Here is a 25372-nt window from a genome sequence, read left to right on the forward strand (position 1 = left end):
TTTTATTTGACTTATTCTGTACAATTTGCTTCACTTAAAGAAAACATAATAGACGTTACTCTTAACTCAAGAAGGGACTGTTCAGATTATGGATAAAATTACTTCCCCTGCGGAATTCCAGGTGTCGATTCAATCGCCCCGTCTAACCATAGCCGTCTTCAAAGCCGATTGGTGCTCGGACTGCAAGTTCATTGATCCGTTTATGCCCGAAGTGGAACAGAAATATAGCGACCGCCTTACGCTGGTTGAAGTAGATGTGGACGCTGTAGGTGATGTCAGCCAGGAACAGAATATTCTTGGTATTCCCAGCTTTGTGGCCTACACCGATGGACGTGAGCTGGTAAGGTTTGTCAACAAACTGCGCAAGTCGCGTGAAGAGATTGAAGGCTTCCTGGACAGGGCACTTGAAGTTTATCTGACTATACACAAGTAATAACGATGCACCGCTTTCGCCCTACCCGAGCAGAAGCGGTGTTTTTATTAACGTGGACCTTTGTAGCAATTCAACAAGCACTTTTCCCTTTTATTCCTATAAAATTGCGGGTGATCTCATTGACGATGAATCCATTGAAATGGCTCAGCTACATCACTTGTCTGGTTATGTTTTTGGCGCTTCTCGGGGGTGCGGTAGTGACCAAAACAGGTTCCGGACTGGAATGTGGCAATGAATGGCCGCTCTGTCACGGAAAGCTGGTTCCTGCTTATACAATAGGCTCACTGATCGAATATACCCATCGTTTGTTCAGCGGGCTGGCAGGACTGTTATCCCTTGCCTCGGTGCTGGCATTTTGGCGTTATGCGCGTAAACGGAGAGAACTGATGGTGTATGCTCTTCTGACAATTTTATTTGTGGTGGTGCAGGGAGGAATGGGAGCGCTTGCGGTGGTTAAATCGCAGTCTGCTGCGGTGATGGCACTACATATGGGCTTCTCCCTGATCGCTTTTGCCAGCTCGCTAATGCTTGCACTTGGGACGAAAAGACGCTATACGCTTGGGGATAATCCTCCTCCGCCTGGACTCCGTGTCAGCAAAGGATTCCGCAACTTAACATGGGCTGCTGCGTTATATTCTTATATAGTGGTTTATATTGGGGCTTATGTCAGCCATACGGATTCTCAGGGAGGGTGCTCCGGGTGGCCGCTTTGTAACGGAGAATGGATACCCGAGTTGTCTGGCGGTGTGGCTATTGTGTTTATGCATAGAGTTGCGGCTGCACTGTTGTTTCTCCTGATTGCGTACCTCGGACATTTAGCCTTCTGGAAATATACAGCACTGACTGAGCTGAGGATACTTGGTGCTACTGCTGTAATTCTGTGTCTGCTTCAGGTATTCAGCGGTGCGGCTGTTGTCCATACCCTATATAATGAACGGCTGTACATATTTGCCGCACTGGCGCACATTCTCCTGATAGCCGGACTCTTCGGCGTTCTGTGTTACATGAGTGTACGCGTATGGCAGCTGGAAAGAGCGAATAAATAGTCTACGCTCATCAAACTTTTGCGGGATAGCGCCCGGTTTGAGGAGGAAGTATATAGTGGGATACGGTAATTTGCGTCAATGGATTGAACAGCTCCGCCGGGATAAGGACATTGCCGTGATTGAAGCGCCGGTAGATCCTTATTTGGAGCTTGCGGAGATTCATCGGCGTGTTGTACAAGAGGAAGGGCCGGCTTTGCTCTTCACGAATGTAATCGGAACACCGTTTCCAGTGGCGACCAATCTCTTCGGCACTGTACGCCGGGCCAATCAGGCATTCGGGACGCGTCCGGAGCAGTTGATGAAGTCGATGATGGGAGCGGTGGAAACCTTGCTGCCGCCAACAGTATCAGGGATTTGGAAGGAAAAACGGCTGTTCATGGACCTGCTTAAGGTGGGGACCCGAAATGTGCCGCAGGGAGAAGCCCCGGTGCTTGGCATCTGCCGCAGTACGGATCCTCTTAAAGAGTTGCCCCGAATTACCAGCTGGCAGGAGGAAGGAGGTCCCTCCATTCTTCTGCCTATAGTGTATACGGAGAGCATTACTAACCCGAATGACCATAACCTGGGGATATACCGGAATCAAGTTTATGATGACAGCAAAGTGGGATTACATTGGCAAAAGCATAAAGGGGGCAGCTTCCATCACCGGGAGGCAGAGCTGCTCGGAGAATCACTTCCGGTATCCGTTTTTTTAGGCGGCCCCCCGGCATTGATCGCCGCAGCTGCGGCTCCTGTTCAAGAACGGATACCCGAACTGATGCTAGCCTCTCTGGTGCTGGGGCGGAAGCTGCAGATGGTCAAGGACCCGATGGGCGGGCACCGGATTCCCGCAGAAGCGGAGTTCGCCATCCGGGGACTGGTAATGCCGCAAGAGCGCCACACAGATGGACCTTTTGGCGATTACTATGGTTATTATTCCAAACCCAGCGATTTTCCAGTCATGCACGTTCAGCGGATTTGGCATCGTAAGGATGCCATCTATCCGGCAACCATTGTCGGCAAGCCGCGCCAGGAGGACTACTATCTCAGGGAGTATATACAGCGGCTCTTAGCTCCGATGTACCCGCTGCTCATGCCTTCTGTCAAAGCACTGTGGGAGTATTCGGAATGCGGTCCGCATTCTCTGGTATCAGCTGTCGTGAGAGAGAGCTATCCTAATGAAGCGATGGTATCTGCCTTCCGGATTCTGGGAGAGGGCCAGCTATCCCGGACCAAATTCCTGCTGTTAACAGATAAACCGGTCGATTTGACTGATTTCCCCGGACTGCTGGAGAGTGTACTGGAACGCTTTGACCCCGCTTCAGGCCTCAGGATATACGGCAATGCCTCCCAGGAAGATCAGGCGCATTCAGCGAATCCGTCCAACAGCAGCAAGGCTATCATGCTGGGGGTGGGTAGTCCGGTTCGTGAGCTTCCTTATGAGTATTCAGAAGGTCTGCTGCCAGGAATCACAGAGGCAATTCCTTACTGCCGTGGATGTTTAGCCGTTTCCGGTGCATCCTATGAAGAAGATCCACAGCTTCCGTCCCGGCTAGTCGCGGCTCTGCGTGCGCAGGGAACAGCCTGGCCGCTCGTGATTGTGGTGGATAACGCCGCTGATACGGTGCGTTCCCAAACTTCTTTCCTCTGGACGGTGTTCACAAGGTTCGAACCGGCCAGCGATATCTACGCGGAATATGAGATCAAGCGCCATCATATTGGCTATAAGCTGCCCCTTGTGATCGATGCCAGGATGAAGCGGGGGTATCCGGAGGAGCTGGTTCCGCGTGAGGATATTGTTCAGCGGGTGGACCGCAACTGGAAAAGCTATTTCCCACACTGAGGAGGTTACAGGATGCTGCGGATATTACTCGGAGAGCCGCCCCGTGAGAACAGCGGTGTACTGGCTGATGCCATGGAGAATATGGCCAAGCTAGCGTCCACGCTGCGCAAGGACATGAACTTACATGAAGACCATGACCACGAATACCGCAAGCTTGAAATTTGGACACGCGGACTAATCTCCTCTCTGGATGAGCTGGAGCAAAGCTGGTTCGCAGCTGCCTTTTTCCGCAAATCTGTGGTAGCGGGTTACATGGATGATATGTCCCCTATGGAACAGGGCGAATATGCAAGATATGTTTACTTTTATAAAGATGGCTTCATTCGTGTGTTTTCGCTGCTGGACAAGCTGGGTACGGTGCTTAACAGTCTGTATGATCTGAACACCAGCAAGATCAAAGCCCATTTCTCTTATTTTACCGTACTTCGCCAGTTTCAATTACTTAAGCAGCACACAGAACTCGCTGATGAACTGGAAGCGATCAAGAACTCCTACCGGGAGCCACTGGAGAATCTGCGCAAACGACGTAACGCCGAGATCCACTATATGAATGCTGAAATGCAGGATGATCTGTGGCAGCGGCATCAGGGGCTTCATGACAAGATACATCTTGAGGATTTGGACAGCCATCTGGAGGATTTGAAGCAAAGCCTTGAGATGGTATGTAAAACCTTGGCAGCAGCATTCCGGTACAGCAATAAGCAGTGGCACAAGAGCAACATCGCTGCGAATCTAAAGCCCGGGGGTTCTTCATAAGTAAAAAGTTCCCTTTGACAAAAAACTTGAAACTTACTATACTTGAGCTTGCATTAGCATCTTACATGTTAGGGCAACTAATTGCATAACGAACTCTTATCGAGAGCGGCGGAGGGATAGGCCCGATGAAGCCCGGCAACCGATTTGTATGGGAAGCGACTAACCGTCACTCTTGTTCAAATGTCATGGTGCTAATTCCTACAATGCCGCGTGGTTTGCGGTCGTTGGCAGATGAGAAGGCATGGTTAACACAATCACAGGGCCTCTTGCGATCTGCATTCGATCGTAAGAGGTCTTTTTGGTTTTTATATGGGTTACTTGGGGAGGACAACTGTTTTGATAGAGCTGAAAGATTTGACGAAGGTATACGGAAAAGGCAGCAACGCTGCAACGGCGCTCTCCGGGCTGAACCTGTCGATTCAAAAAGGGGAGATTTTTGGAGTCATCGGCCATTCGGGTGCCGGCAAAAGTACGCTGATCCGTTGCATCAACCTGCTGGAGCGCCCGACAAATGGCGAGGTATGGGTGGACGGCGTGGAATTGACTTCCCTTAGTCAAAGACAACTGCAGGAGCAGCGCCGCAAGATCGGCATGATCTTTCAGCATTTCAATCTGCTGTCTTCTGCGACGGTCTACGACAACATTGCCTTTCCGCTGAGACTGGCGGGGACGCCAGCCAAACAGATTCAACCGAGGGTTAGGGATCTGCTTGCACTTGTAGGTCTTGAAGAGCATAGCCGCAAATATCCGGCACAACTATCCGGAGGGCAGAAGCAGCGGGTAGGCATTGCGCGGGCCTTGGCCAGTAATCCCGATGTGCTGCTCTGCGATGAAGCAACCTCAGCCCTTGACCCGCAGACGACCGACGCTATTCTGAGGCTTCTGCTGGACATTAACCGGAAGTTCAATCTGACTATTGTGTTGATTACTCATGAAATGCATGTGATCCAGAGCATCTGTGACCGGGTTGCAGTCATTCATGGCGGCGGGATTGTCGAGCAGGGGGAAGTAGCCGAGGTTTTCCTGAAGCCGCAGCATGAGGTAACGAAGGATTTCATTCGTAGTGAAAGTCAGCAGGACGGGCCACTTCGTGTAGCACTGGATGCCGTATATGAACAGTACAGCAAATCAGTCAAGATTACCTTCCTGGGACAAAAAACATACGAATCAACGCTTTCTCATGTGGTCCGGGGAACCGGTGTGGATTTTGCCATTCTGCAGGGAACGATTTCCACAATTAAGGATGTGCCTTACGGCCAGCTTGTGGTGCGGTTTGAGGGAAGTCTCGAAGCGGTTGAAGCGACTCTGGCCGAGCTGGCCGCACAAGGTCTTGATGTGGAGGTGTTTGCGTAATGGGCGGCTTGAATTTTAATGAGATTAACTGGGAAGAAATGCTGGATGCAGGCATCGCAACCCTTCGAATGTTGGCCTATTCCGGAATGTTCACAATTATTCTTGGTTTACCACTCGGAATTGTGTTATATTTATGGGGAAGATCGAATAACGTCATTATCAGGTCAATTTACTCGGTATTATCCTTCGTGGTGAATATCCTGCGTTCGGTGCCTTTCATTATCCTGATGGTCGCTTTGATTCCACTCAGCAAAAGTATTATGGGGACTTCGATAGGCGTACTGGGAACCATTCCGGCGCTGGTAATCGGCGCAGCTCCGTTTTTTGCCAGACTGGTGGAAACAGCTCTACGCGAGGTGGACCGGGGCGTGATCGAAGCCGCGCAAGGGATGGGGGCCTCGACAGGCCAAATCGTCTGGCGCGTGCTTTTGCCGGAAGCCCGTCCAGGTTTGTTAGCCGGAGTGACCATTACCATCGTAACACTGGTTTCATACACAGCGATGTCGGGAATGATTGGCGGCGGTGGTCTAGGTGACCTGGCAATCCGTTACGGTTATTACCGCTATCAGAAGGAAGTCATGATAATCTCGGTAGCGCTGATGGTAATTCTCGTGCAGCTGCTGCAAATGGCCGGTGACCGGCTGGTTCAACATTTTACCCGGAAATAAGGTACTTCCATATACAAGCCTTATTCTACACACATAATCATTAGAGGGGGATTTACAGATGAAAAAAGTACTGCTTACATTCTTCAGTTTGACCTTGGTATTGGTGCTGGCTGCTTGCGGCAACAATAATACCAATAATGCTGCGAACTCCGCTGCCACGAACGCTCCAGCTGCGGACGCTTCCGCAGAGCCAGCTGCAGAACCGGTAACCCTGGTGATTGGCGCTTCACCTCAGCCGCATGCGGAAATTCTGAACGCCATTGCTCCTCTTCTTGAAAAGCAAGGCATTAAGCTGGAGATCAAAGAATTCACAGATTATATTCTGCCTAATACCCAGCTTGCCGAAAAAGAACTCGATGCGAACTTCTTCCAGCACAAGCCTTACCTCGATGACCAGAACCAAAAGAACGGAACAGATCTGGTGTCCGTTACAGCAGTTCACGTAGAACCCTTTGGTGCCTACTCCAAAAAAATCAAATCGATCGACGAACTGGCGGATGGTGCAAAAGTAGCGATTCCGAACGATGCCACCAACGGTGGACGCGCCCTCATTCTGCTGGCCAAGAATGGTCTCATCACTTTGAAGGACGACACCAATATTACTTCCACTACAGCTGATATTACCGAGAACAAAAAGAACCTGAAAATCGTGGAACTGGAAGCCGCTATGCTGCCTCGCCAGCTGGATGAAGTAGATCTTGCCTTGATCAACACCAACTATGCCCTGGAAGCCGGCCTTGTTCCAACTAAAGATGCTTTGTTCATCGAAGGATCCGATTCTCCTTACGCCAACCTGCTGGTAGCCCGTCCTGACAACAAGGACTCTGATGCGATTCAGAAGCTGGCGGCTGCTCTGACTTCCCCGGAAGCCAAAGCCTTTATTGAAGAGAAATATCAAGGTGCGATCATTCCTGCTTTTTAAGCAGTATAACTGCATAGGTTGAATCATTCAGACCAGAGATTGCTAGGGAGCCCGAAATGGCTGCGCGAGCAGCCTCTGGTCTTTTTGGGTGCGATAGAAGTTGATCCCCTTTGTGAAATCCACTATAATAAAAAAAATCCCGGCCTTCTTCATCGGAAGGGCCGGGATCGTTATGATACGGGATTAGAATACTTGAACAACTTCTTCCACGCCTTCTACTTCTTCAAGGAGGGCGCGTTCGATCCCGGCTTTTAGCGTGATCGTGGAGCTTGGGCAACTGCCGCAGGCACCCATAAGTTTCAACTTCACAATGCCGTCTTCAACATCGATCAGTTCGACGTCGCCGCCATCGCGTTGCAGGAACGGACGAAGTTTATCGAGCACTTCCAGTACTTCATCATACATGGTGGCGCTTTGTACATTCTCACTCATTTCTCAATCACTCCTTTCGTATGCTTATTATAGTACAAAAAGTTAAAAAATAAAATGGTTTACACAGAATAAGGAGAACATCATGAGACCACTTATTGAATTTTGTGCCAGTAATATCGGTCATGGCACTGAACCGCTGAAGCGCAAGCTGGAACTCAATCCTGAATATGATGTCATCGAATATGGCTGCCTGAATAATTGCGGACAATGCTATCTGCAGCCCTTTGCCATGCTTGAAGGTGAAATTATTGAAGCGGAAACTCCGGAAGAGCTTGAAGCAGCCATCGAGGCAGCCATTAAGGAACAGGAAGCCTGGGACAACCTTGAAATTGACTAGTTCCGGGGTAATCTCTAACCGAAATGGCGTTTGGACATCCAAAGCACACCGCTTTTCAGCAAGCGGGGAACCCGCCCCATAACAGAGCGGCGGCCCATCAGGCCAAAGCCGGCATTTTTACCCAGAGAGCCAAGGGTGCCCTTCAGTTTGATTTTGTGCAGCTTCGGTGTTTCATTGCGCCAGAGGGCTTGAAGGATATGGGCCACCTGCTCCCCCTGCGCTCCTGCCGCCTGTGCGCTGGGCGCAAAGGGAAGACTTGCGCAGTCCCCAATCACATAAACCTCCGGATAATCAGCCACATTATAATACTGTTCTACAATAATCCGACCGCCCCGGTCCTTAGGAAGCTCAAGCTGCTGTACGACCTGAACCGGCTGGATGCCCGCTGTCCATACGGTTACATCTCCTGGAATGGCCTGTGTGCCATTGAAGATGGCATCTTTTTCAACATGGGATACGGAAATTCGGCCTAAGGTCTCCACGTGATGCTCACTGAACCATTCCTCTACATATTGCGACAGCTTCGCGGGAAAAGAGGACAGCACACGTTCCCCCCGGTCTAGAATGGCGATATTCAGATCCGGCCGGCTCTCCCGCAGTTCTGCAGCCATCTCCACTCCGCTAAGTCCGCCGCCAACAATGTTAACCGTTCCATATGGCTTCACATCATTCAACCGGCGGTAGGTTTCACGTGTCCCCGAAAAGCTCTGAATGCTGCAACTATGCTCTTCTGCTCCTGGAATATGGTGATAATTATCCGTGCAACCGAGAGCAATGGCCAAAATGTCGTAAGATACCGGTTCACCTGTATTCATCAATACCACGCGGCTCTCCAGATCAATGGAGCCCACTTCTCCGTAACGTACCGTAAGACGGGGATGCACCGGGAACTGGATGCGCAGATGGTAATCTGTGACGGTACCCGCAGCAAGTGCGTAGTATTCCGTCTTGATTCCCTGATAAGGCATCCGGTCAATCAAAACAATTTCCACATCATGGGGGAGATGATTGTCGAGTAGTTCTTGAATGAGGGCAAGGCCGCCGTAGCCGCCGCCCAAGACGAGTAAGGTTCTCATGACATCTTCCTTTCGACTATGGCTCAAGTAATGGTCATTGCAGCAGTTGCCGGCTGGATTCCGGCTTGCAGTTATTCGTATACCTTAATCTCGTTGTAGAAGGTATCCCGTTCAACCGGAATCTTGCCGGCGCCCTTCACCAGCCAGATCAGCTCTTCGCGGGTCAATCCCTCTGGAGTCAAGGCCCCAGCCGCGTGGCTGATACGTTCTTTCAGTATGGTACCGTGTACATCGGAAGCGCCAAAGCTGAGTGCAACCTGGGTTAGCTGTGCTCCAATATTAATGAAGTAAGCCTTAATATGGTCGAAATTGTCCAGCATTAGACGGCTGATTGCAATCGTCTTGAGGTCTTCGTAGGCCGAGTTGCGGCGCATGATTCCGGCGTTCTTGTTCTTGGGCTGCATCGACAGGGGAATGAACACCATGAAGCCGTTTGTTTCATCCTGTAAATCGCGGATCTGCAGCATATGCCGCACGCGATCCTCATGGGACTCGATAGAGCCGTACAGCATCGTAGTATGGGTCTTCATTCCGAGCTGGTGTGCTGTCCGGTGAACCTCCAGATATTCCTCTACATTGGCTTTGGTGACCCGCATTTTTTTACGGTATTGGTCAGAGAGAATTTCGGCTCCACCGCCTGTAAGTGACTGAAGTCCGGCTGCACGCAGCTCCTCCAGTACCTCTCGGATACTGAGTCCGCTGATGCGGGTGAAGAAATCGATCTCTGCCGCTGTGTAGGCCTTCAAAGTCACCTGCGGAAATGCCTCGTTCAAGGCCTTAAGCGAGTCCACGTAATATTGAAAAGGCACCTTATCATTATGGCCGCCGACAATATGGAACTCACGCACTCCGGGATGAATATGCTGTTCGACATATTGCACCATTTCCTGACCGGAAAGGGTATATGCACCTTCTTCACCGTCATCCTTGCGGAAATTGCAGAATGCACAGTGTGCTTCGCAGACATTGGTGAAATATAGGCTCATATTTTCGATAAAATATACCTTGTTACCGTTCTTGCGCTGATTGACTTCATTGGCCAATTGACCGATGGTAAGTAAATCGTTGCTTTCATATAAATAAACGCCATCTTCCAAATTTAATCTTTCTCCGCCGCGAACCTTCTCAATGATGTTCACCATTCTGGCGTCGGTGTGGGGTGTTATAAGAGTAGACATATGATTCCTCCTGAAGGTTTGGCGAGGCAAATGCATCGCAGAATGATTTCCTAAACAAAATTAGGGAGTGGCCGTCCATTACAAAAAGCTGCGATGTCAGCTGCCAGCGTGACAATTTTCCGAATTTTAACGCATATCACTTTTTCTATTATAAACCTCTCACAGGGGAGCGGGCAACCGCTGAGAAGAGTGGGGATAGGCAGGCTGTAGCATAAAAGGGCAGGTTCAGTTGGGACTTGAGGGCAGGGGGATAGTGGAGTATACTTAATTTTATATAAAAAATTACTTTTGGCCCTATAGGTCATTCGATACAGACTATGAATTCAGGAGGTTAGATACCATGATTACAATCAGTGAATCAGCAGCAGGACAACTCAAGACTATGCTGGCTGAACAGGAAACCCCGAATATGTTCCTTCGGCTTGGGGTAACTGAAGGCGGATGCAGCGGCTTCTCCTACGCCATGGGCTTCGACGACAACGAGAGTGAGCAGGACGTGTATCTGGATGTTCAGGGCATGAAGGTTGTTGTAAGCAAAGACGATATCCGTTACCTGAACGGCCTCGAGATCGACTTCGAGGAATCCGGTATGACTGGCGGCTTCACCATCAACAACCCGAACGCAACGGCTACATGCGGCTGTGGTTCGTCCTTCCGTACGAAGGATGATGCGGGCAAGCCAGCGGCTGAGCCTTGCTGAACTGAGTTAGGACCGTGCTGAAATAAGTGGAGAAATTCCACCTAAATCTAAATGGATGTCTATTACTTTTCTCGATGGATATAGCTTTAACAATAGTGAAGCCTTCAGGTGCATGTACCTGGGGGCTTTTTTGTACCTTCTACTGCGTTCTGGCGGAGCTATTTCCAGTATTTAGTTAGGCTGATATACTGAATGTAACGAATATATAATGTGGAAATTTGAGTGGAGCAATCATCGGCGACTGGTATTTTTCGGGAGTATGAGATTACATTAGTATATTTTAAGGGAGAGATCTTTAATAAGTATGGATAATACAATTTTGATCAGGCTCGCAACCCCGGACGATGCGCAAAGCCTTGTAAAGCTTAATTACGAGTTTAACGGAGTTCTAATGGACATGCATACCGTTAAGGAAACTCTGGGTTCATCCAATGAACTGGTCGCACTGGGCGTAAACGGAGATATCCCGGTAGGGTTTGCTTGCGGCCGGTATTCTACATCATTTTGTTATCAGGAGCTGGATGGAGAAATTACCGAAATGTATGTGAGCGAGCAGGCAAGAAGAAGAGGATGCGCCACAGCATTGCTTTCTTTTCTGGAAGCGGAACTTCGGGCCCGGGGAGTTAGGGAAGTTAAATTAATTACCGGTGTAGACAATGAGGCTGCCATCGCAACCTATACGAAAAGTGAATACAAAAGACAAGATGATGTAGTGATGTCTAAAAAATTATGAATACCCTAGATAGCTACAACTTAAGGTTTGTTAGTAAAGGATGGATCTAAATATGAATAGAGCATTTGGGATGAAATAAACTGAGGAGATACTCATATGAAAACCTTGTACCGGCCTGTCGGCCTTGCCGAAATGAAATTAATCCTTGATCTAAAGCTAAGCGGCTTTCCTCCCAGATTACCGGAACAACCCATCTTTTATCCTGTCCTTAATAAGCCGTATGCTGATCAAATCGCGAGCGAATGGAACACCAAGGACCGATTTTCCGGCTATGCCGGGTTTGTAACCGAATTTGACGTGGCCAGTCCATATATCGATAAGTATGAGGAACAAGTGGTAGGGGCCAGACAACATCTGGAACTATGGATATCTGCTGAGGAAATGGACGACTTCAATCATCATATTGTCGGCCCAATTCGAGTGGTTGATGCCTACTACGGTGATAATTACATAGGTTTGATCCCGGAGGCTTCTGTTTTTGAGAACCAAAGTGCAGCTCAACAGTTGGCTATGTGGAGAGATATTCTAGAGTACAATGCTATGGATTTTTACAGTGAGATCAGAGAGAATTGGCAGCATATATTCCTGAGCTATCCTTACTGGAGCCAAACGGATTTTTCGGGGGACGGATTATCTGAGGACACAAAAAACAATGTGCTTGGTACTATGAAAGAATATTGGAATGAGCATTTTCCGGATATGGTTTTGTTGGAGAAAAGACTGGGTGTTTGAGGAGTATCTAAATGAAGGGAAGCATTTCAGTCATTCCTATCGCCTTATCGAAAGGGAATTGAAAATAAGCTAAGAAGTGATATTCATGGAAATCCCAATAATCAATAATTCCTGTTCTAGATGCTTGTACATATGTTGAATGGAGGAGCGACGATGAGTAACCCGAATAAGAATCTCAATAAATGGTTTCCCAAAGATTCAACCACCCTCTCAGCGGAAGAAATTGTCGATTCGGTATGCAGCAACATCTATGAGCCGGAGTATGCGGCTACCCGGGAGGCTGTGCTGAAATCACCGGGATTTCTGCGGGAGATTATGCTGCTGATTGACTTGGATACGGAACTCACGATGAATGGTATCCTGGGCTTTCTGGAGAATTCATCCGGCCAATATTTGCTTGAGACCATTCAAGCTTTACAGCATATTGGCGCAGCCGAAGATGCGGAGATTTTAGAGCAGATCAAGCAGCAACTTGATACCACTCCAGCTCAGCGAAAAGCCTCTCCCTCCTTGTATGAAATCAGCAGTTTTCAAGACCGGTACACCTTGAATGCAGAAGTACTGGATGGAATACTGCACAAGGCCGAGGGATTGTATTTGAACACACCTGACCGCAATATTTTTGATAACCTGGTTGGATATCTTTCGGCGAACAGGCATCTGCTTGATGAAGAACTGAAGAATTATAGCTGGTAATTCCGTGTAGCTGTAGAGAAGCAAATAACTAATACAGGAGATGCGCAAAATGCCGGAAACGATTAAAAGCAATGAAGACTTACTCCACATGCTAGATTCGTTAATGAGGGAGCCCGCCCCGTTTTGGAACAATTTCTATGGTGACAGAACGAAGGGGGTTCCCTTTTTTGCAGATAAGCCGGATGAAAATTTGGTGTCATATGTGGAATCGGGGACATTACAGGGTGGACGTATGCTGGAATTGGGGTGTGGGCCTGGACGAAATGCGCTTTATGCCGCGCTTCATGGTTTTGATGTCGATGCGATAGATCTTTCGGAAAAAGCCATTGCCTGGGCGAAGGAACGTGCTGCTGAAAAGAATATTGAAGTGAACTTTATCTGCGGATCGGTCTTTGAACTTTCTCCGGAGTCTGAATATGATCTGGTCTATGATGCAGGCTGTCTTCATCATCTGTGGCCCCATCGGCGCATTGGATATATTGAGATGATTCATCAGGCGCTGAAGAACGGAGGATATTTTGGATTAACTTGCTTTGCTCCCGGGTTTGCGGAAATTGGTGGAGCTATCGAATTAAGTGACTGGGATGTATACCGGGATCGAAGCATGCATGGCGGGCAAGCATACAGCCCAGAGAAATTAAATGAAATCTTAGGCGGATATTTTGAGCTGGTGGAGTGCCGATTGATGAAGGAATCTGCGGAGAATGACGAGGTGTTCGGTGTTCCTTTTTTATGGACAAGCCTATGGAGGAAACACCCGAAGGAATAACGGTAGATGCAGGCAAAATTAAGGAGTGTGAAGAATGAAAAAGAAGCTTGGAATCGCGATTATTGCTAGTATTTTTTTAACAGGAAATGCTGTTGGAGTCTTTGCAGCGACACAGTATAAGGAGGTGAAAGCTTACTTCTATCCTTCCATGAAAGTTGAATTAAATGGACAGCCGGCAGATTCCGTAAAAGCCTTGAAGTATGACGGCGCACTTTATTTGTCGGTTAAAAGCATGACTGATTATTTTGGACTGGACTCAACTCTGAAATATGATAATGCGAATAATAAAGTAACTATTGGCGGTCCCCGTTACATAAATATCAGCAGTTTGGAGTCTCCGAACTTATATCAGGTCATAGTGAATGGGAATTGGAATTATTCGTACCTGACATCTTCACGGATAGTCGTAAGTAATTATTATATGGGGATTGATATGGATTTGGCTGTGCAGAACGGAATCTCCTTGGAAGACTATTCCAAGAGTCTATTGAAAGGTGAATATAACAACCTCACGGTTACCAGTGAAGTGGATGCTAAAATCAGCAATGTGGAAGCCAAGGTTATCAACTATAAAGATGAAGGAAATGTGGGCAGGCTGGCAATTCTTCATAAAGGTTCGGATTTTGTGACCATACATTTTTTTGTGGATAGAAGCAGATTTAAGGAAAGTGACTTCAATGTATATGACAAAATACTTAAAAGTTTAACTATTCAATAAGTTGTAATCTAACTACCGAAGGAAGGAAACCTCATGACTCTATTAGAAACCAAACGGCTTATCATTCGTGAATTTACCTTAGAAGATATGAAAGCAGTGCATGCCTACGCCTCAGATCCTCTGGTCGCGAAATATATGATATGGGGACCGAACTCGGAAGAGGACACTGGAAGTTATCTAAATCTGACCATGGAAATGCAACGTCAGAGTCTGCGGCGAGATTTTGAATTTGCCGTAGTTCTCAAACAGACACGTCAGCTGATCGGCGGCTGCGGTATTCACGTTAGTGAATCAAGACAAGGGGAAATTGGCTATTGCTTCAATCCGTTGTTTTGGAGAAAGGGATATACCACTGAGGCAGCTGAAGCTGTGCTTGATTTTGGTTTTCGGGAACTCGAACTTCACCGTATATACGCTACTTGCCGTCCGGAGAATGTGGGTTCGGCTAAAGTGATGCAGAAGCTTGGCATGGCGTACGAGGGACATTTGCGTGAACACATGTGGTACAAAGGCAAATGGCAAGACTCTTATCTCTATTCGATTTTGAAGCCGGAATATGATCGTAAGAGATGAGGCGGTTCATACCGGAAAATTAATCAGCGAATCAAGCTGTCCATCTGCACAATCCGTCCGTTCTTTTTTTCATAGAGTATAATAAAAACCCTGTACAGAAAATACTCTGTGACAGGGCGGAACAGGCAAGATCATGAACATAATAGAGTCCTTCAATCAAGCAGGAATTATGAATTTAAAATTAATCATAAAGATGACCAGCGCGGCGGAAGCCAGAGAAAAGGTAATACAGCCTGCGCCCAGGGCGCTGCGGCGGTCCTTGATAAATTTGAAGCCCAGTGCCCCGACCAGAATCGTGGTTCCCGCCAGAACGATTGTCATACCCACCATTGCCAGCCAGTACAGCACTTCAAAAAGCTCTGCCATGAAGAGTCCTCCCCTCCACGCCATAATACAATGAATTTTAAGGATATGCCAGCGGAAAATGTCTGGGTTCACAGGACTAATAACTCAAACTTGACCCGTATCTATTATTGCCTTCGCTTGGCAGACAAGCAAATACAGTTAACACAATGAAACCTACCATGGGAAGCAAGCCGAGCAGAACCCACCAGCCGCTCTTTCCGGAGTCATGAAGTCTTCGTAATAGAACGGCCAGGGACGGTAGAAACATGGCGAGTGAATAGAGCGGGGTCAGCAGGTGAATGATTCCAAGCATCTCTTGCAGGAACCCCAAACCGGTGAAGAAGATGACATTAATCAGAAAAAACATCCAATACTCTGTCCGGGTTGCCCTCCCTGTGAATCCTCTGTAATTTTTTATTGCTTTTATGTACCACTGCATTCGACCAACTCCCAATGTTGTTATGTATATGTATTCATTTTTTATCGGCACAGTATAATCAAGTTATTAGGCGGATACCCCATCCTTGCCAGATTATTCGACATTTTATGCATCCCTGATTACAATAGCGATTGCCGTCGATTGTCGTAAGCAGGCCTTGTCAAAATCTGCGGTATACGGCGCAGCCCGATAATGGATATACCAGGACATAAAGCCCCGCGGCTATATGCCCTTTTTTGCCGTGTGCACCTGCTTACACGGACAATCATACAGGAGGGCGGAAGCTTTTCTGAGTAAAGTATAGGGTAGGCTGGGAATGCGAAAGGAGTGGGAGAACAATGGCGGGAAGACAACTGGCCAGCAAGTGGCTGAAAACCGCGGCACTGCTCAGTGATCCGCGGATTGCCGGTTACATTCCGAGAACGATGGAATATAGCGCTGCTGGATTGTTAAGGATGCTGGGTAAATACGGTGCTGTCGTAATAAAACCCGTGGTCGGCGGTGGGGGCTACGGAGTGATCAAAGTGTTCCGGGGCAGCCGGGGATATGGCTTCACACATATGCACAACACACGAATGTATCGGGATTTCTCTTCAATGAAACGCGCACTCGACATATTTAAGGTCAAACGCAGATATTTAATACAGCAGTGCATCTCACTCGCCCGGATTGATGGACGGCCAATTGATTATCGGGTCAAGGTGGTGAAGAACGGAGAACATTGGGAGTATCGCGCTATGGTAGGCAGATTGGCCCGCCCTGGGCTATTCGTGACGAATCTTTGTAAAGGGGGCACAATGCTAAGCTGCCGTGAAGGATTAAGAAGATCCTTGCCGCGGGTTAGGACTTCTGCCAAAAAAGCAGAGATGCGCCGTCTGACTCTGATCTGTATTGAAGTGCTGGAACGCCATTTTCCTGGGATTGGCGAACTCGGCTTTGATTATGCCGTTGATCAGCGCGGAAAAATATGGATTCTGGAAGTGAATACCCGACCGAAATGATTAAGCAATTTTTAAGAATTGACGATAAATATAGTAATGCGATAGAATTGCGTTTAGTTGTGTGATTCTTGAGGTAATATATGATAAAAATTTCCACGGAATTATGAACATTGTAAAAAAATTTCAGATGAAATTCATGCGGTTGGGACCTGTGTATAACTCTTATCCCCAAAGTCCACTGTGCAGTGAATGACATCTGTGCCCTTACTCACATATTATACACAGGATTTCCACAGTCACTTGTGGATAGTGGGAACGCTTGTTCGAAAAATGATAGTTTGCTATGATAGATTCAGATCCAAATAAAGGAAAGGTAGGTGAACGTTATGGTTGAATTGTCGGATGAGATGCTCTTGGACTCGTACCATAGAGCAATAGAACTGCAATTAGAGCATGATTTCATCGCTCTGCTGCTCGCTGAAATTCGCAAACGGAACTTACACTCTCCAGTTCATGCGGTTCTTCACTAACGTTCAGAGCACACCTTTGCAGCTAATCTATCAATTAAACCGCAAGCAGCACAAAATAGGGTATCTTTTCATGTTGAAGTGCAATCAACCTGAAAGGATACCCTTTTATTTAGATCCATACTAAAGTGTTTGTTCAGTTACAGCTTGAGATTACTACTGTGTCCTGGCGACAGCTTGGCTTCCGGGTCAAGGTAGACCTTGGCATTGTTCACTGCGGTCGGTGCTTCTCCAAACCCTACAGCGATAAGCTTCAGCTTGCCGGGATAGGTGGTGATATCACCGGCAGCAAAGATCCCTGGAATGCTGGTCTCCATGCGGGAATCGACTACGATCGAATTGCTGTCAATGTCGATCCCCCACTCGGCAATCGGTCCCAGCGAGGAAACAAAGCCGAAATTGACGATTACGCTGTCTACTTCAAGTTCTTGTGTCTCTTTGGTTTTGATGTGGGACAAAGTAACTTTTGTAATGAATTCTTCCCCGTGCAGCTCGGTGATCTCAGAAGGAGTGATTACATTGACCTTAGAGGCCATGAGGTTCTCAACACTGTGCTCATGGGCGCGGAATTTATCCCGCCGGTGAATCAGGGTTACTTCTTCAGCGATCGGTTCCAGCATCAGCGCCCAATCCACAGCTGAGTCGCCGCCGCCGCTGATTAGCACCTTTTTCCCTTTGAACGCATTCAGATCGCTTATAAAATAGTGCAGGTTGGCTCTCTCAAAACGCGCGGCTTCCGGTAGTTCCAGACGGCGCGGTTCAAAGGCGCCAACTCCTGCGGTAATGATCACTGCTTTACTGTGATACTCTGCTTTGTCGGTAGTGATGATGAAATGGCGTTCATCCTGCTTAACAAGCGAAACGACCTTCTCCTCCAGCCGGATATCGGACTGAAACAGCTCCATTTGGCGGGAAAGGTTATCTACCAGCTCTTGCGCGGTGACTTTTGGAAAGCCGGCCACGTCATAAATATATTTTTCAGGATAAAGAGCAGCAAGCTGCCCCCCCAGTTGGGGCATACTTTCAATAAGGGTTACCGATGCCTGACGCATCCCGCCATAAAAAGCGGCAAACATTCCGGCCGGACCGCCTCCTATGATCAAAAGATCGCTCATAGGAACGGATTGCTCTTGTGTCACGAATATTACACCTCCGAGTTGATAGTTTCAAATTGCCACACTGGCTTAACTAACATTATAAACATTGTAACACCGACCTGCAAAGGCTTGATTTATGATGAAAAATGTGACATTTTGTTGCATGATTATATTTGATTAAAACGATACTAAGGTTTACAATGGATATGGTTATTTTAGAAATCCTTTAAGTTTAATTGGAAATTCTCCTGAATTTAAGTGTATAAATTCACAAAATAAACCGAATTTTTTTACAAAAAATAACACATAGACAGATTCACCTGTTGGAAGGAGCCGGAACATGAGCAGTATTCCCAAAATAGTTATCCTAGGCGCGGGGTATGGAGGTATTTTGACCGCGCAGCGGCTGCAGAAAGCTTTGAACTATAATGAAGCAGATGTAACACTGGTGAACCGCCATGAGTATCACTATTTCACTACCCATCTGCATATGCCTGCTGCGGGCACAGACAGCATTGAGCATACCCGGGTATCGATTTCCAAATTAATTGATGAATTCAAAATTGATCTCGTTAAATCTTCAGTACAGGAAATCCGTACCCAGCAAAAAAAGGTAATTCTGGAAGATGGTACGCTGTCCTATGACTACCTCGTAATCGCACTGGGAGGGGAACCTGAAACCTTCGGAATTCCGGGACTGGATAAATATGCACTGACCATCCGCAGCATCAATTCCGTGCGTTTGATCCGTGAACATATTGAATATCAATTTGCAAAATACAAGAATGAGAACAATGCACAGGAGCATATTAATTTCGTTGTGGGCGGTGCAGGCTTCAGTGGTATTGAATTTGTCGCTGAACTGGCAGACCGTATTCCGGCGCTGTGCAAGGAATATGATGTAGATCCAAGCATGGTCAATATCTATAATGTGGAGGCAGCTCCTACGGCATTGCCGGGCTTTGCGCCTGAATTGGTTGAGCATGCGATGACGGTGCTGACGAAGAAAGGCGTGACCTTCAAGATCGGTGTAGCTATCAAGGAGTGCCTGCCGGGCGGCGTTATTCTCGCCACTGGTGAAGAGATCAAAGCTTCGACCATTGTCTGGACTGGCGGCATCCGTGGTAACCGCCTGATTGAAGCGGCAGGATTTGAGGCCATGCGCGGACGGGTAAAGGTGGACGAGTATCTGCGCTCTCCAGGACATGAGAACATATTTATTATCGGCGATGGTTCCTTGATGATTAATCCGGAAGGACGTCCCTACCCTCCGACGGCACAGATTGCCATGCAGCAGGGGGAATGCTGCGCACATAATCTGGTTGCTGCAATTCGGGGCCAGCAGCCGAGAAAGTTTGCCTTCAGCAACAAAGGTACTGTAGCTTCTCTGGGCAAAGGCCAGGGGATCGCCGTTGTTGGCAACAAAACATATAAGGGCTGGACAGCAGCGCAACTGAAGAAGGTTGTGGATATGCGTTATCTGTTCATTATCGGCGGCATTCCGCTGGTCCTGAAAAAAGGAAGATTCCTCTAAGATGCGCCACTGCAGCGTGCAAGTTCGCGGACTGCTGACGCGTGAGGAGCTGGACCGGTACAATGGTCTAATCGAGGTGGGATCGTATCTGGAGGACCAGAGCCGTTACGATCTCGCTTACAATGTCCAGAAGGAAATCGACATCCTCATTCTCCCGGCGATTGAACGCCTTAAGGATAAAGGCCGGGCCCGCGACCGGGCTACGGCGGAATATCTGGAGAGTCTGCGTGAAGAGGACGAAGACGATGAAGAGGATAACGACAAAGATCTATCCTCATGATGTGCAATAGCCGCTTTTAAAAGCGGGAGTCCTCAACAAACAGGACACCACCGATAGACCGCATTCCTTTACCGAGGGGCGGTCTATTTGCGTTTCTTGCCACTATAGTAGAAAACCAAATAAAGGGAAGGTCGCCTCTCTGGGCAACCTTCCCTTTATGCACTCTCGTATATTCTCTGCTGCTACAGCTTCAGCATTTCTTCAAAGCTGTCCGGTGTCAGCAGATTGCCGACATAGAATGGGCCGAATTCGCCGTAGCGGGCACTGACCTCATCAAAGCGCATCTCATAGACCAGCTTCTTGAACTGCAGGGCATCGTCGGCAAACAGAGTGACTCCCCATTCCCAGTCGTCGAACCCGACGGAGCCGGTAATGATCTGCTTCACTTTGCCGGCATATCCACGGCCGATTAATCCGTGCGAATACATCAGCTCGCGGCGCTTCTCCATATCGAGCATATACCAGTTGTCGGCAAGCTCGCGTTTTTTGTTCATCGGGTAGAAGCAGATATGCTTCATTTGCGGCAGAACAGGCTTCAAGCGGGCGGCAACATGCGGATTCAGCATAGGATCACTGCCATCTCCGGCGCTTCCGCCAGCAGCATAATTGCTGAGCTCAACGATACTGACATAGGAATAGGACTTGCTGGTGTATTGGGCAAAGGCGATTTTGTTAAAAGCGGTCTCAAGCTGGTTCAGCGCTTCCAGGCTTTCCCGCAGGAACATCATCACGAAATCAGCCTTCTGGCCGACAATGGAGTACACTGTGGTGCTTCCTTCCTTGGCTTCCTCAACTGGACCCCACTCCTGCATAAAGGTATGCAGTTCTTCCAGGGCGACAGCCCGTTCTTCATCATCGGCAGCCGTCCAGGCCGTCCAGTTCAAAGTGCGGAAGTCATGAAGGGCATACCAGCCTTCCAGAGTCAACGCGGCTTCGTTCATGTATTCTCACTCCTTGGCATAAGTTTATATGTACATCCGCTTAATCTATTTGCATTGTATCGCATGCGGGCAGGCAGAGCAAACGCGCAACTTCTGGATTTGTCGTGTGAAGAGCCGAGATGAAGATAATGTTCATTGCTTCGCTACATTTTTTCTAGTAAACTTACTATTAATTAAGGTTTGCTGTGCGGTTCTTTATAGAGAGAGGGGATGGCGGTACGATGGGGTTTATTCCTGTATTTGTTCTGGCCGTTTTGTTCTTCGTGATGATGTTTGGCATTGGCTTTATTCTTAACATGTTAATGAAGACCACATGGTTCCCGGCCTATCTGTTTGTGATTGTGATCCTGCCTGTGGTCGTCTATTCGATCTGGGACCGGAGCGCGATGAGTCTGTGGGAACATCTGTCTACCTTCCATGTCGTGGATTACCTCACTGGCATTGCGGGTCTCGCCGGAGCAGTGCTCAGCGGCTGGACGATTCAGAAGCTCAGGCTCGGCGGCTACAAAATGTTCTAAAATGTTCTAATGAAGGGTTTTGCGCGCATACAGAGCGGCTACTGTCCTTACCCAAGGATGGAAAGGCCGTTTTTTCATGGATATAAGTGGGGAACAGAAGAGAATTTCCGTATTTTCCGCTAGCAGAAGCAATGGATAATAAGCTGTCGATATCAGGGGGATAAGCACTGAATTTGGACTTTTTTTTACATTTCCGGGCGGAAGTTTTGTGATAGAATAGAAATCTAAATGGATTCGTGTAGAAAAAGAGGGAGGTAATCCGCAGATGCGCATGAGTAACCTGCATCATTTCACCGAACATCATCGGTACTGCGTTTCCCGCGAATTCGGTCTAAGCAGTCTAGATGCACGTATGCTGGGCTCGGTATACCAGCCGATGGTTGGCGCTTTTGCCATCAGTCTGTACCGTCTGCTGTTTGAACATATTCCGGCTGAAGCAATCGGCTATTCTCCGGTAGAGCAGCAGCGTCGTCTGTTCATGACGCTGGGTGTGGAACCGAATGAGAAAGGCCGCAAATATTTAGTAGATCAGGCTTCCCGGCTGGAAGCGGTGGGACTGCTGCAAACCTGCCGGATCTTTGTCGCGGAAACTGATGATTATATGTACGAATACGAACTGATGCCGCCGCTGTCGCCGGCTGATTTTTTTGCGACCCAGCATTTAACACTGCTGCTCCGTGACAAGATCGGTAAATTTGCCGTGCTGTCACTGCGCGAACAGTTCTGGAACCGTGAACCCGAGGAATGGAGCCGCCGGTCGATCGGTAAAGAAAATATTTCCCTGCCCTTTTATGATATCTTTCAACTTAATACCCATGTGATCGATTATGAGCTGGAGCAGGCTTTGGCTGAGGTAGCATCGGTCAAGCAGCCCGGCATGCGTGAAACCGGAGAACCGGCTATCGGATATAGTGATATTATTCTGCGGTTTCCGCGCGAGTCGGTTAACCGGGTTCATGTCGAGAAGCTGCGTTTTGACCATACCCAGATGGGAATGATCAACTATGTGGCTCATAAGTATGAGCTTAGCCCGCAGGACTTATCCCGTCTGCTGGATGAAGACGGAGTATTCACGCCGGATGGTGAAGTAATTCTGGATGCACTGCAGTATAAGGCGAGCCAGCATTTCCGCCAGGATATGAAGCGGCAGGAGAAGCGGGAGATTGCCGCAGCGAAGGTAGTAGCTCTACGCTCTACGGCTGCCGTGGAAGGCGATGATTCTACCGCACCACTGGAGCAGTCGGTCGAAATGGAATATTATGTGGAGGTACCTCCGCAATTCTTGTCCAAATGCGACATTCACCAATATAATATGATGCTTCGCAATGAGCCTTATACACGTCTGCTACAGACTTTTTTCCCTGGCGCGGTGCCTACACAGCTAATGGATACTTTTGAGAAGATTGATCTGAATTATAAGCTGAGCGGTGAAGTGATTAATGTACTCATCCATTATCTGATGACCATGGTAGCCTCTGGAGGCGATCAGCGGATGAACCGCAACTTCGTGGAGGCAATTGCTTCGAATATGCTGGTCAAACAGGTGAACACCTATGAGAAAGCCGTCCGGTATATCCGTGACCAGACCAAGGTCAAAGGAAAAGGTGCCGCTGCAGGGTCCACGGCATCAGGCGGAACGCGCCAGCGCAGCTACAACAAAGCCGGAGGCCGTTCCGGCAAAGCGGAGATTCCGATTGTGCTGGATGATGGCAGCGCGGGGACTGTATCCGAAGAAGAGTTCGCGGCGATGATGAAGAAGGCGGCTGAGATCAAAGCCAGCAAGAAAAAAGGCGTATCCAAGACGCCATAATGAAAGCGAGGTGCGGCAATGGAGTCTATGGGCGAAGTGCTGCGTTCGATGAACAATTCCGCGCTCCGCCAGCGCTCCCGTGATCTTGAGCAGAACCTGCTGAACCATCCTTTGGTGAAGCAGCTTCAGGCCGAGCATCCCGAGCTGGACGAGTCGCGGCTGCGGCTTCACTTGAGCCGCTTGTACCAATATGTAGAAGAAAGCCGCCACTGTGCGAACTGTCCGGGTCTGGAGAAGTGTCCGAATGATTTTCAGGGTCATTACAGCAAACTTACCGTAGAGACGGTTAACGGTACGACAGATCTGTATGAACGGAAGACAGCCTGTAACCTGAAGATTGCACAGGATAATCAGGACAGCATCCGCAAGCGCATCCGCAGCTTTTATGTGGACGAACGCGTGCTCAACGGCGGATACGATGAGATTGACATTATGGGCAAGGACCCTCGACGGGTCTCTGCCGTAAGTAAGATATTCGATTATATTGCCAGTGCCAAAGAGAATGGTCTGACCTCACGGGGGATTTATCTGCAGGGCTCCTTTGGAACAGGCAAAACATTTCTGATGTGTTATATGCTGCATGAGCTGGCCATTGCCGGGTACAGCGGCGTGATCGTATATATGCCGGATTTCATCGAGGAGCTCAAACTGATTATGATGGACAATCAGAAGCTCAAAGAAATGGTGGATACAATGAAGAATTGTGATCTGCTGATCTTTGACGATATCGGGGCAGAGAACCTTAATCCCTGGGCTCGTGATCATGTGCTGGGTGCGATTCTGAACCACCGGATGAACCGCAAGCCAACCTTTTACACTTCAAACTATCCTCTGGACGGGCTGGAGAAGCATCTGAGCATCACAAGTAAAGATGGTGAAGAAACCTACAAAGGCCAGCGCCTGATGGACCGGATTGCTCCGTTTGTGGACGTAATTCCGCTTCACGGGGAGAATCAGCGGGGAACGAGCAGATAATGATGAATGGGTGCTAGCGGCAGCCATAGAAGTACAGCGGTGCTCCCGGATCTGTAGGTCCGGGAGCACCGCTGTTTATTTTATCAAGAAGATGTATGTGCAAACAAAAATCCGGCCCCCTCCCTAACTGGAAGGACATGCCGGATTGAGTGTCCGCTTACTCGGACAAAAACTTGATAATTACCATACCAAAGAAAACGACCGTCATAAATCCCGTCATTCCGAAGAAACCAGTCATCAAATCGCCCAGATCATTCCGTGGTTCCTCGTTCACATGCTCCCGCGGATCACGTGCTTGTGCGTTGACATCCATCTTTTTTCCTCCTTGCAGTTGCATGACTGCAATTAGTGGGTTACAGTTAGACGTGTGAGAGAAGTCATTGACAATTAATGCGCTTTCCTCAAGTATACGAAGTCCCTGGAATGTTGTAAAGCAAAGACTGCAGTGGAATATTTGATTTTATACAATTTAATTTTATGAAAGATTACACAAAATCACTATAAATATGTTATACTGTGGATGTGTCGGTAAATGGTAATCTGGAATCTGGTTATCATATTAAATGAAACATTTTATACGTTATAATTTCGGACTGAATTCGCCACACTAGGCTTATGAGTTATAGAAGCGGATGCAGCTTCGTACAACTTAAAGGAGGAACAATATCATGGCTATCGTGAACGTGTCTGACCAATCCTTTGTGAATGAAGTTGAAGGTCAAGGTACTGTAGTAGTAGATTTCTGGGCACCTTGGTGCGGCCCTTGCAAAATGCTTGCCCCAATTCTGGAGGAATTGTCCACCGAGCTGGGTGACGATGTGAAAATTGCCAAGCTGAACGTGGATGAAAATCCGGAAACGGCTTCCCGTTTTGGAGTCATGAGTATTCCTACCCTGATCTTCTTCAAAGACGGCCAACCAGTGGATAAAGTTGTGGGTCTGAACTCCAAGGATTCTCTTAAGAATATTGTAGCTAAACATCAGTAAGAATGATGATGTTGTAATCCCCGGGGCATCTGCCC

The 25372-nt window shown here is 48.1% G+C and carries 31 protein-coding genes and 1 riboswitch; of the genes, 23 read left to right on the forward strand and 8 right to left on the reverse strand.

Annotated features, from left to right (window positions below; genetic code table 11):
- Positions 1–88 precede the first annotated feature (88 nt).
- The 7 genes from ACAN54_RS19625 to ACAN54_RS19655 all read left to right on the forward strand — a co-directional run bounded on the left by ACAN54_RS19625 (position 89) and on the right by ACAN54_RS19655 (position 7000).
- Entirely contained in the window at positions 89–433 is a 345-nt protein-coding gene (locus ACAN54_RS19625; protein WP_379159106.1) for a thioredoxin family protein, read from the forward strand.
- Between the two features lie 119 nt (positions 434–552).
- Positions 553–1479 carry a COX15/CtaA family protein gene (locus ACAN54_RS19630; protein WP_379159871.1) on the forward strand — a complete coding sequence of 309 codons (927 nt, stop codon included), beginning with the start codon at positions 553–555 and terminating at the stop codon, positions 1477–1479.
- Positions 1480–1534: 55 nt separating this feature from the next.
- Positions 1535–3301 (forward strand): UbiD family decarboxylase, encoded by a 1767-nt coding sequence (locus ACAN54_RS19635; RefSeq protein ID WP_379159109.1) that lies wholly within the window; start codon positions 1535–1537, stop codon positions 3299–3301.
- Between the two features lie 12 nt (positions 3302–3313).
- Entirely contained in the window at positions 3314–4057 is a 744-nt protein-coding gene (locus ACAN54_RS19640) for a Cthe_2314 family HEPN domain-containing protein (RefSeq protein ID WP_379159112.1), read from the forward strand.
- 93 nt (positions 4058–4150) lie between these two features.
- A riboswitch (SAM riboswitch) is annotated at positions 4151–4295 on the forward strand.
- Between the two features lie 98 nt (positions 4296–4393).
- A complete protein-coding gene (locus ACAN54_RS19645; RefSeq protein ID WP_379159116.1) occupies positions 4394–5410 on the forward strand; it encodes a methionine ABC transporter ATP-binding protein in 1017 nt (338 codons plus the stop codon).
- Positions 5410–6078, forward strand: coding sequence for a methionine ABC transporter permease (locus ACAN54_RS19650; protein ID WP_379159120.1), 669 nt, complete (start codon positions 5410–5412; stop codon positions 6076–6078). The genes ACAN54_RS19645 and ACAN54_RS19650 overlap by 1 nt, the downstream gene beginning before the upstream one ends.
- Before the next feature lie 58 nt (positions 6079–6136).
- Positions 6137–7000, forward strand: coding sequence for a MetQ/NlpA family ABC transporter substrate-binding protein (locus ACAN54_RS19655; protein WP_379159123.1), 864 nt, complete (start codon positions 6137–6139; stop codon positions 6998–7000).
- Between the two features lie 183 nt (positions 7001–7183).
- On the opposite strand, the gene ACAN54_RS19660 is transcribed toward ACAN54_RS19655, so the two are convergent.
- Positions 7184–7432 (reverse strand): NifU family protein, encoded by a 249-nt coding sequence (locus ACAN54_RS19660; protein ID WP_379159126.1) that lies wholly within the window; start codon positions 7430–7432, stop codon positions 7184–7186.
- Positions 7433–7514: 82 nt separating this feature from the next.
- Here ACAN54_RS19660 and ACAN54_RS19665 point away from each other — a divergent pair, with 82 nt between their 5' ends.
- A complete protein-coding gene (locus ACAN54_RS19665) occupies positions 7515–7769 on the forward strand; it encodes a YuzB family protein (protein ID WP_379159129.1) in 255 nt (84 codons plus the stop codon).
- A 14-nt stretch (positions 7770–7783) separates the two neighbouring features.
- On the opposite strand, the gene ACAN54_RS19670 is transcribed toward ACAN54_RS19665, so the two are convergent.
- Both ACAN54_RS19670 and mqnE read right to left on the reverse strand, forming a co-directional pair.
- On the reverse strand, positions 7784–8845 hold the full coding sequence (locus ACAN54_RS19670; RefSeq protein ID WP_379159132.1) for an NAD(P)/FAD-dependent oxidoreductase: 1062 nt from the start codon (positions 8843–8845) through the stop codon (positions 7784–7786).
- A 71-nt stretch (positions 8846–8916) separates the two neighbouring features.
- Complete coding sequence (gene mqnE, locus ACAN54_RS19675; protein ID WP_379159135.1) at positions 8917–10023, reverse strand: aminofutalosine synthase MqnE; 1107 nt, start codon at positions 10021–10023, stop codon at positions 8917–8919.
- A 340-nt stretch (positions 10024–10363) separates the two neighbouring features.
- Here mqnE and ACAN54_RS19680 point away from each other — a divergent pair, with 340 nt between their 5' ends.
- From ACAN54_RS19680 to ACAN54_RS19710, 7 genes are all read left to right on the forward strand, one after another.
- Positions 10364–10723, forward strand: a complete 360-nt coding sequence (locus ACAN54_RS19680; protein ID WP_379159138.1) for a HesB/IscA family protein — start codon at positions 10364–10366, stop codon at positions 10721–10723.
- A 304-nt stretch (positions 10724–11027) separates the two neighbouring features.
- On the forward strand, positions 11028–11456 hold the full coding sequence (locus tag ACAN54_RS19685; RefSeq protein WP_379159141.1) for a GNAT family N-acetyltransferase: 429 nt from the start codon (positions 11028–11030) through the stop codon (positions 11454–11456).
- Between the two features lie 96 nt (positions 11457–11552).
- Positions 11553–12188 (forward strand): hypothetical protein, encoded by a 636-nt coding sequence (locus ACAN54_RS19690; RefSeq protein WP_379159144.1) that lies wholly within the window; start codon positions 11553–11555, stop codon positions 12186–12188.
- A gap of 153 nt (positions 12189–12341) precedes the next feature.
- Complete coding sequence (locus tag ACAN54_RS19695) at positions 12342–12884, forward strand: DMP19 family protein (RefSeq protein ID WP_379159147.1); 543 nt, start codon at positions 12342–12344, stop codon at positions 12882–12884.
- Positions 12885–12924: 40 nt separating this feature from the next.
- A complete protein-coding gene (locus tag ACAN54_RS19700) occupies positions 12925–13653 on the forward strand; it encodes a class I SAM-dependent methyltransferase (RefSeq protein WP_379159150.1) in 729 nt (242 codons plus the stop codon).
- A 34-nt stretch (positions 13654–13687) separates the two neighbouring features.
- On the forward strand, positions 13688–14371 hold the full coding sequence (locus tag ACAN54_RS19705; protein WP_379159153.1) for a hypothetical protein: 684 nt from the start codon (positions 13688–13690) through the stop codon (positions 14369–14371).
- Between the two features lie 33 nt (positions 14372–14404).
- The gene (locus ACAN54_RS19710) at positions 14405–14944 is read left to right on the forward strand and encodes a GNAT family N-acetyltransferase (protein WP_379159156.1); all 540 of its coding nucleotides are present in this window, start codon (positions 14405–14407) and stop codon (positions 14942–14944) included.
- A 156-nt stretch (positions 14945–15100) separates the two neighbouring features.
- Here ACAN54_RS19710 and ACAN54_RS19715 read toward each other — a convergent pair whose 3' ends face one another.
- Positions 15101–15310, reverse strand: a complete 210-nt coding sequence (locus tag ACAN54_RS19715) for a hypothetical protein (RefSeq protein ID WP_379159159.1) — start codon at positions 15308–15310, stop codon at positions 15101–15103.
- 76 nt (positions 15311–15386) lie between these two features.
- Entirely contained in the window at positions 15387–15728 is a 342-nt protein-coding gene (locus tag ACAN54_RS19720; RefSeq protein WP_379159162.1) for a DUF805 domain-containing protein, read from the reverse strand.
- A 338-nt stretch (positions 15729–16066) separates the two neighbouring features.
- Between ACAN54_RS19720 and ACAN54_RS19725 the strand changes: the two genes are divergently transcribed.
- Both ACAN54_RS19725 and ACAN54_RS19730 read left to right on the forward strand, forming a co-directional pair.
- Complete coding sequence (locus tag ACAN54_RS19725; RefSeq protein ID WP_379159165.1) at positions 16067–16729, forward strand: YheC/YheD family protein; 663 nt, start codon at positions 16067–16069, stop codon at positions 16727–16729.
- Positions 16730–17055: 326 nt separating this feature from the next.
- On the forward strand, positions 17056–17199 hold the full coding sequence (locus ACAN54_RS19730; RefSeq protein WP_042217282.1) for a sporulation histidine kinase inhibitor Sda: 144 nt from the start codon (positions 17056–17058) through the stop codon (positions 17197–17199).
- A 137-nt stretch (positions 17200–17336) separates the two neighbouring features.
- Here ACAN54_RS19730 and ACAN54_RS19735 read toward each other — a convergent pair whose 3' ends face one another.
- The gene (locus ACAN54_RS19735; RefSeq protein WP_379159874.1) at positions 17337–18311 is read right to left on the reverse strand and encodes an NAD(P)/FAD-dependent oxidoreductase; all 975 of its coding nucleotides are present in this window, start codon (positions 18309–18311) and stop codon (positions 17337–17339) included.
- 322 nt (positions 18312–18633) lie between these two features.
- Here ACAN54_RS19735 and ACAN54_RS19740 point away from each other — a divergent pair, with 322 nt between their 5' ends.
- Both ACAN54_RS19740 and ACAN54_RS19745 read left to right on the forward strand, forming a co-directional pair.
- Entirely contained in the window at positions 18634–19827 is a 1194-nt protein-coding gene (locus tag ACAN54_RS19740) for an NAD(P)/FAD-dependent oxidoreductase (RefSeq protein ID WP_379159169.1), read from the forward strand.
- 1 nt (position 19828) lies between these two features.
- Complete coding sequence (locus tag ACAN54_RS19745; protein ID WP_379159172.1) at positions 19829–20107, forward strand: hypothetical protein; 279 nt, start codon at positions 19829–19831, stop codon at positions 20105–20107.
- 182 nt (positions 20108–20289) lie between these two features.
- Here the strand turns inward: ACAN54_RS19745 and hemQ are convergent, their stop codons facing one another.
- Positions 20290–21048, reverse strand: coding sequence for a hydrogen peroxide-dependent heme synthase (hemQ, locus tag ACAN54_RS19750; RefSeq protein ID WP_379159175.1), 759 nt, complete (start codon positions 21046–21048; stop codon positions 20290–20292).
- Positions 21049–21269: 221 nt separating this feature from the next.
- On the opposite strand from hemQ, the gene ACAN54_RS19755 reads away from it, so the two are divergent.
- The 3 genes from ACAN54_RS19755 to dnaI all read left to right on the forward strand — a co-directional run bounded on the left by ACAN54_RS19755 (position 21270) and on the right by dnaI (position 24351).
- Positions 21270–21566 carry a YuiB family protein gene (locus tag ACAN54_RS19755; protein WP_379159178.1) on the forward strand — a complete coding sequence of 99 codons (297 nt, stop codon included), beginning with the start codon at positions 21270–21272 and terminating at the stop codon, positions 21564–21566.
- A 265-nt stretch (positions 21567–21831) separates the two neighbouring features.
- Positions 21832–23376 carry a replication initiation and membrane attachment family protein gene (locus ACAN54_RS19760; protein ID WP_379159182.1) on the forward strand — a complete coding sequence of 515 codons (1545 nt, stop codon included), beginning with the start codon at positions 21832–21834 and terminating at the stop codon, positions 23374–23376.
- An 18-nt stretch (positions 23377–23394) separates the two neighbouring features.
- Entirely contained in the window at positions 23395–24351 is a 957-nt protein-coding gene (dnaI, locus tag ACAN54_RS19765) for a primosomal protein DnaI (RefSeq protein ID WP_379159185.1), read from the forward strand.
- A 157-nt stretch (positions 24352–24508) separates the two neighbouring features.
- Here dnaI and ACAN54_RS19770 read toward each other — a convergent pair whose 3' ends face one another.
- Positions 24509–24664, reverse strand: a complete 156-nt coding sequence (locus ACAN54_RS19770) for a YqzM family protein (protein WP_379159188.1) — start codon at positions 24662–24664, stop codon at positions 24509–24511.
- Between the two features lie 355 nt (positions 24665–25019).
- Here ACAN54_RS19770 and trxA point away from each other — a divergent pair, with 355 nt between their 5' ends.
- The gene (trxA, locus tag ACAN54_RS19775) at positions 25020–25337 is read left to right on the forward strand and encodes a thioredoxin (RefSeq protein ID WP_036701616.1); all 318 of its coding nucleotides are present in this window, start codon (positions 25020–25022) and stop codon (positions 25335–25337) included.
- Positions 25338–25372: the final 35 nt, after the last annotated feature.

The sequence above is a fragment of the Paenibacillus diazotrophicus genome (genome assembly GCF_042610465.1).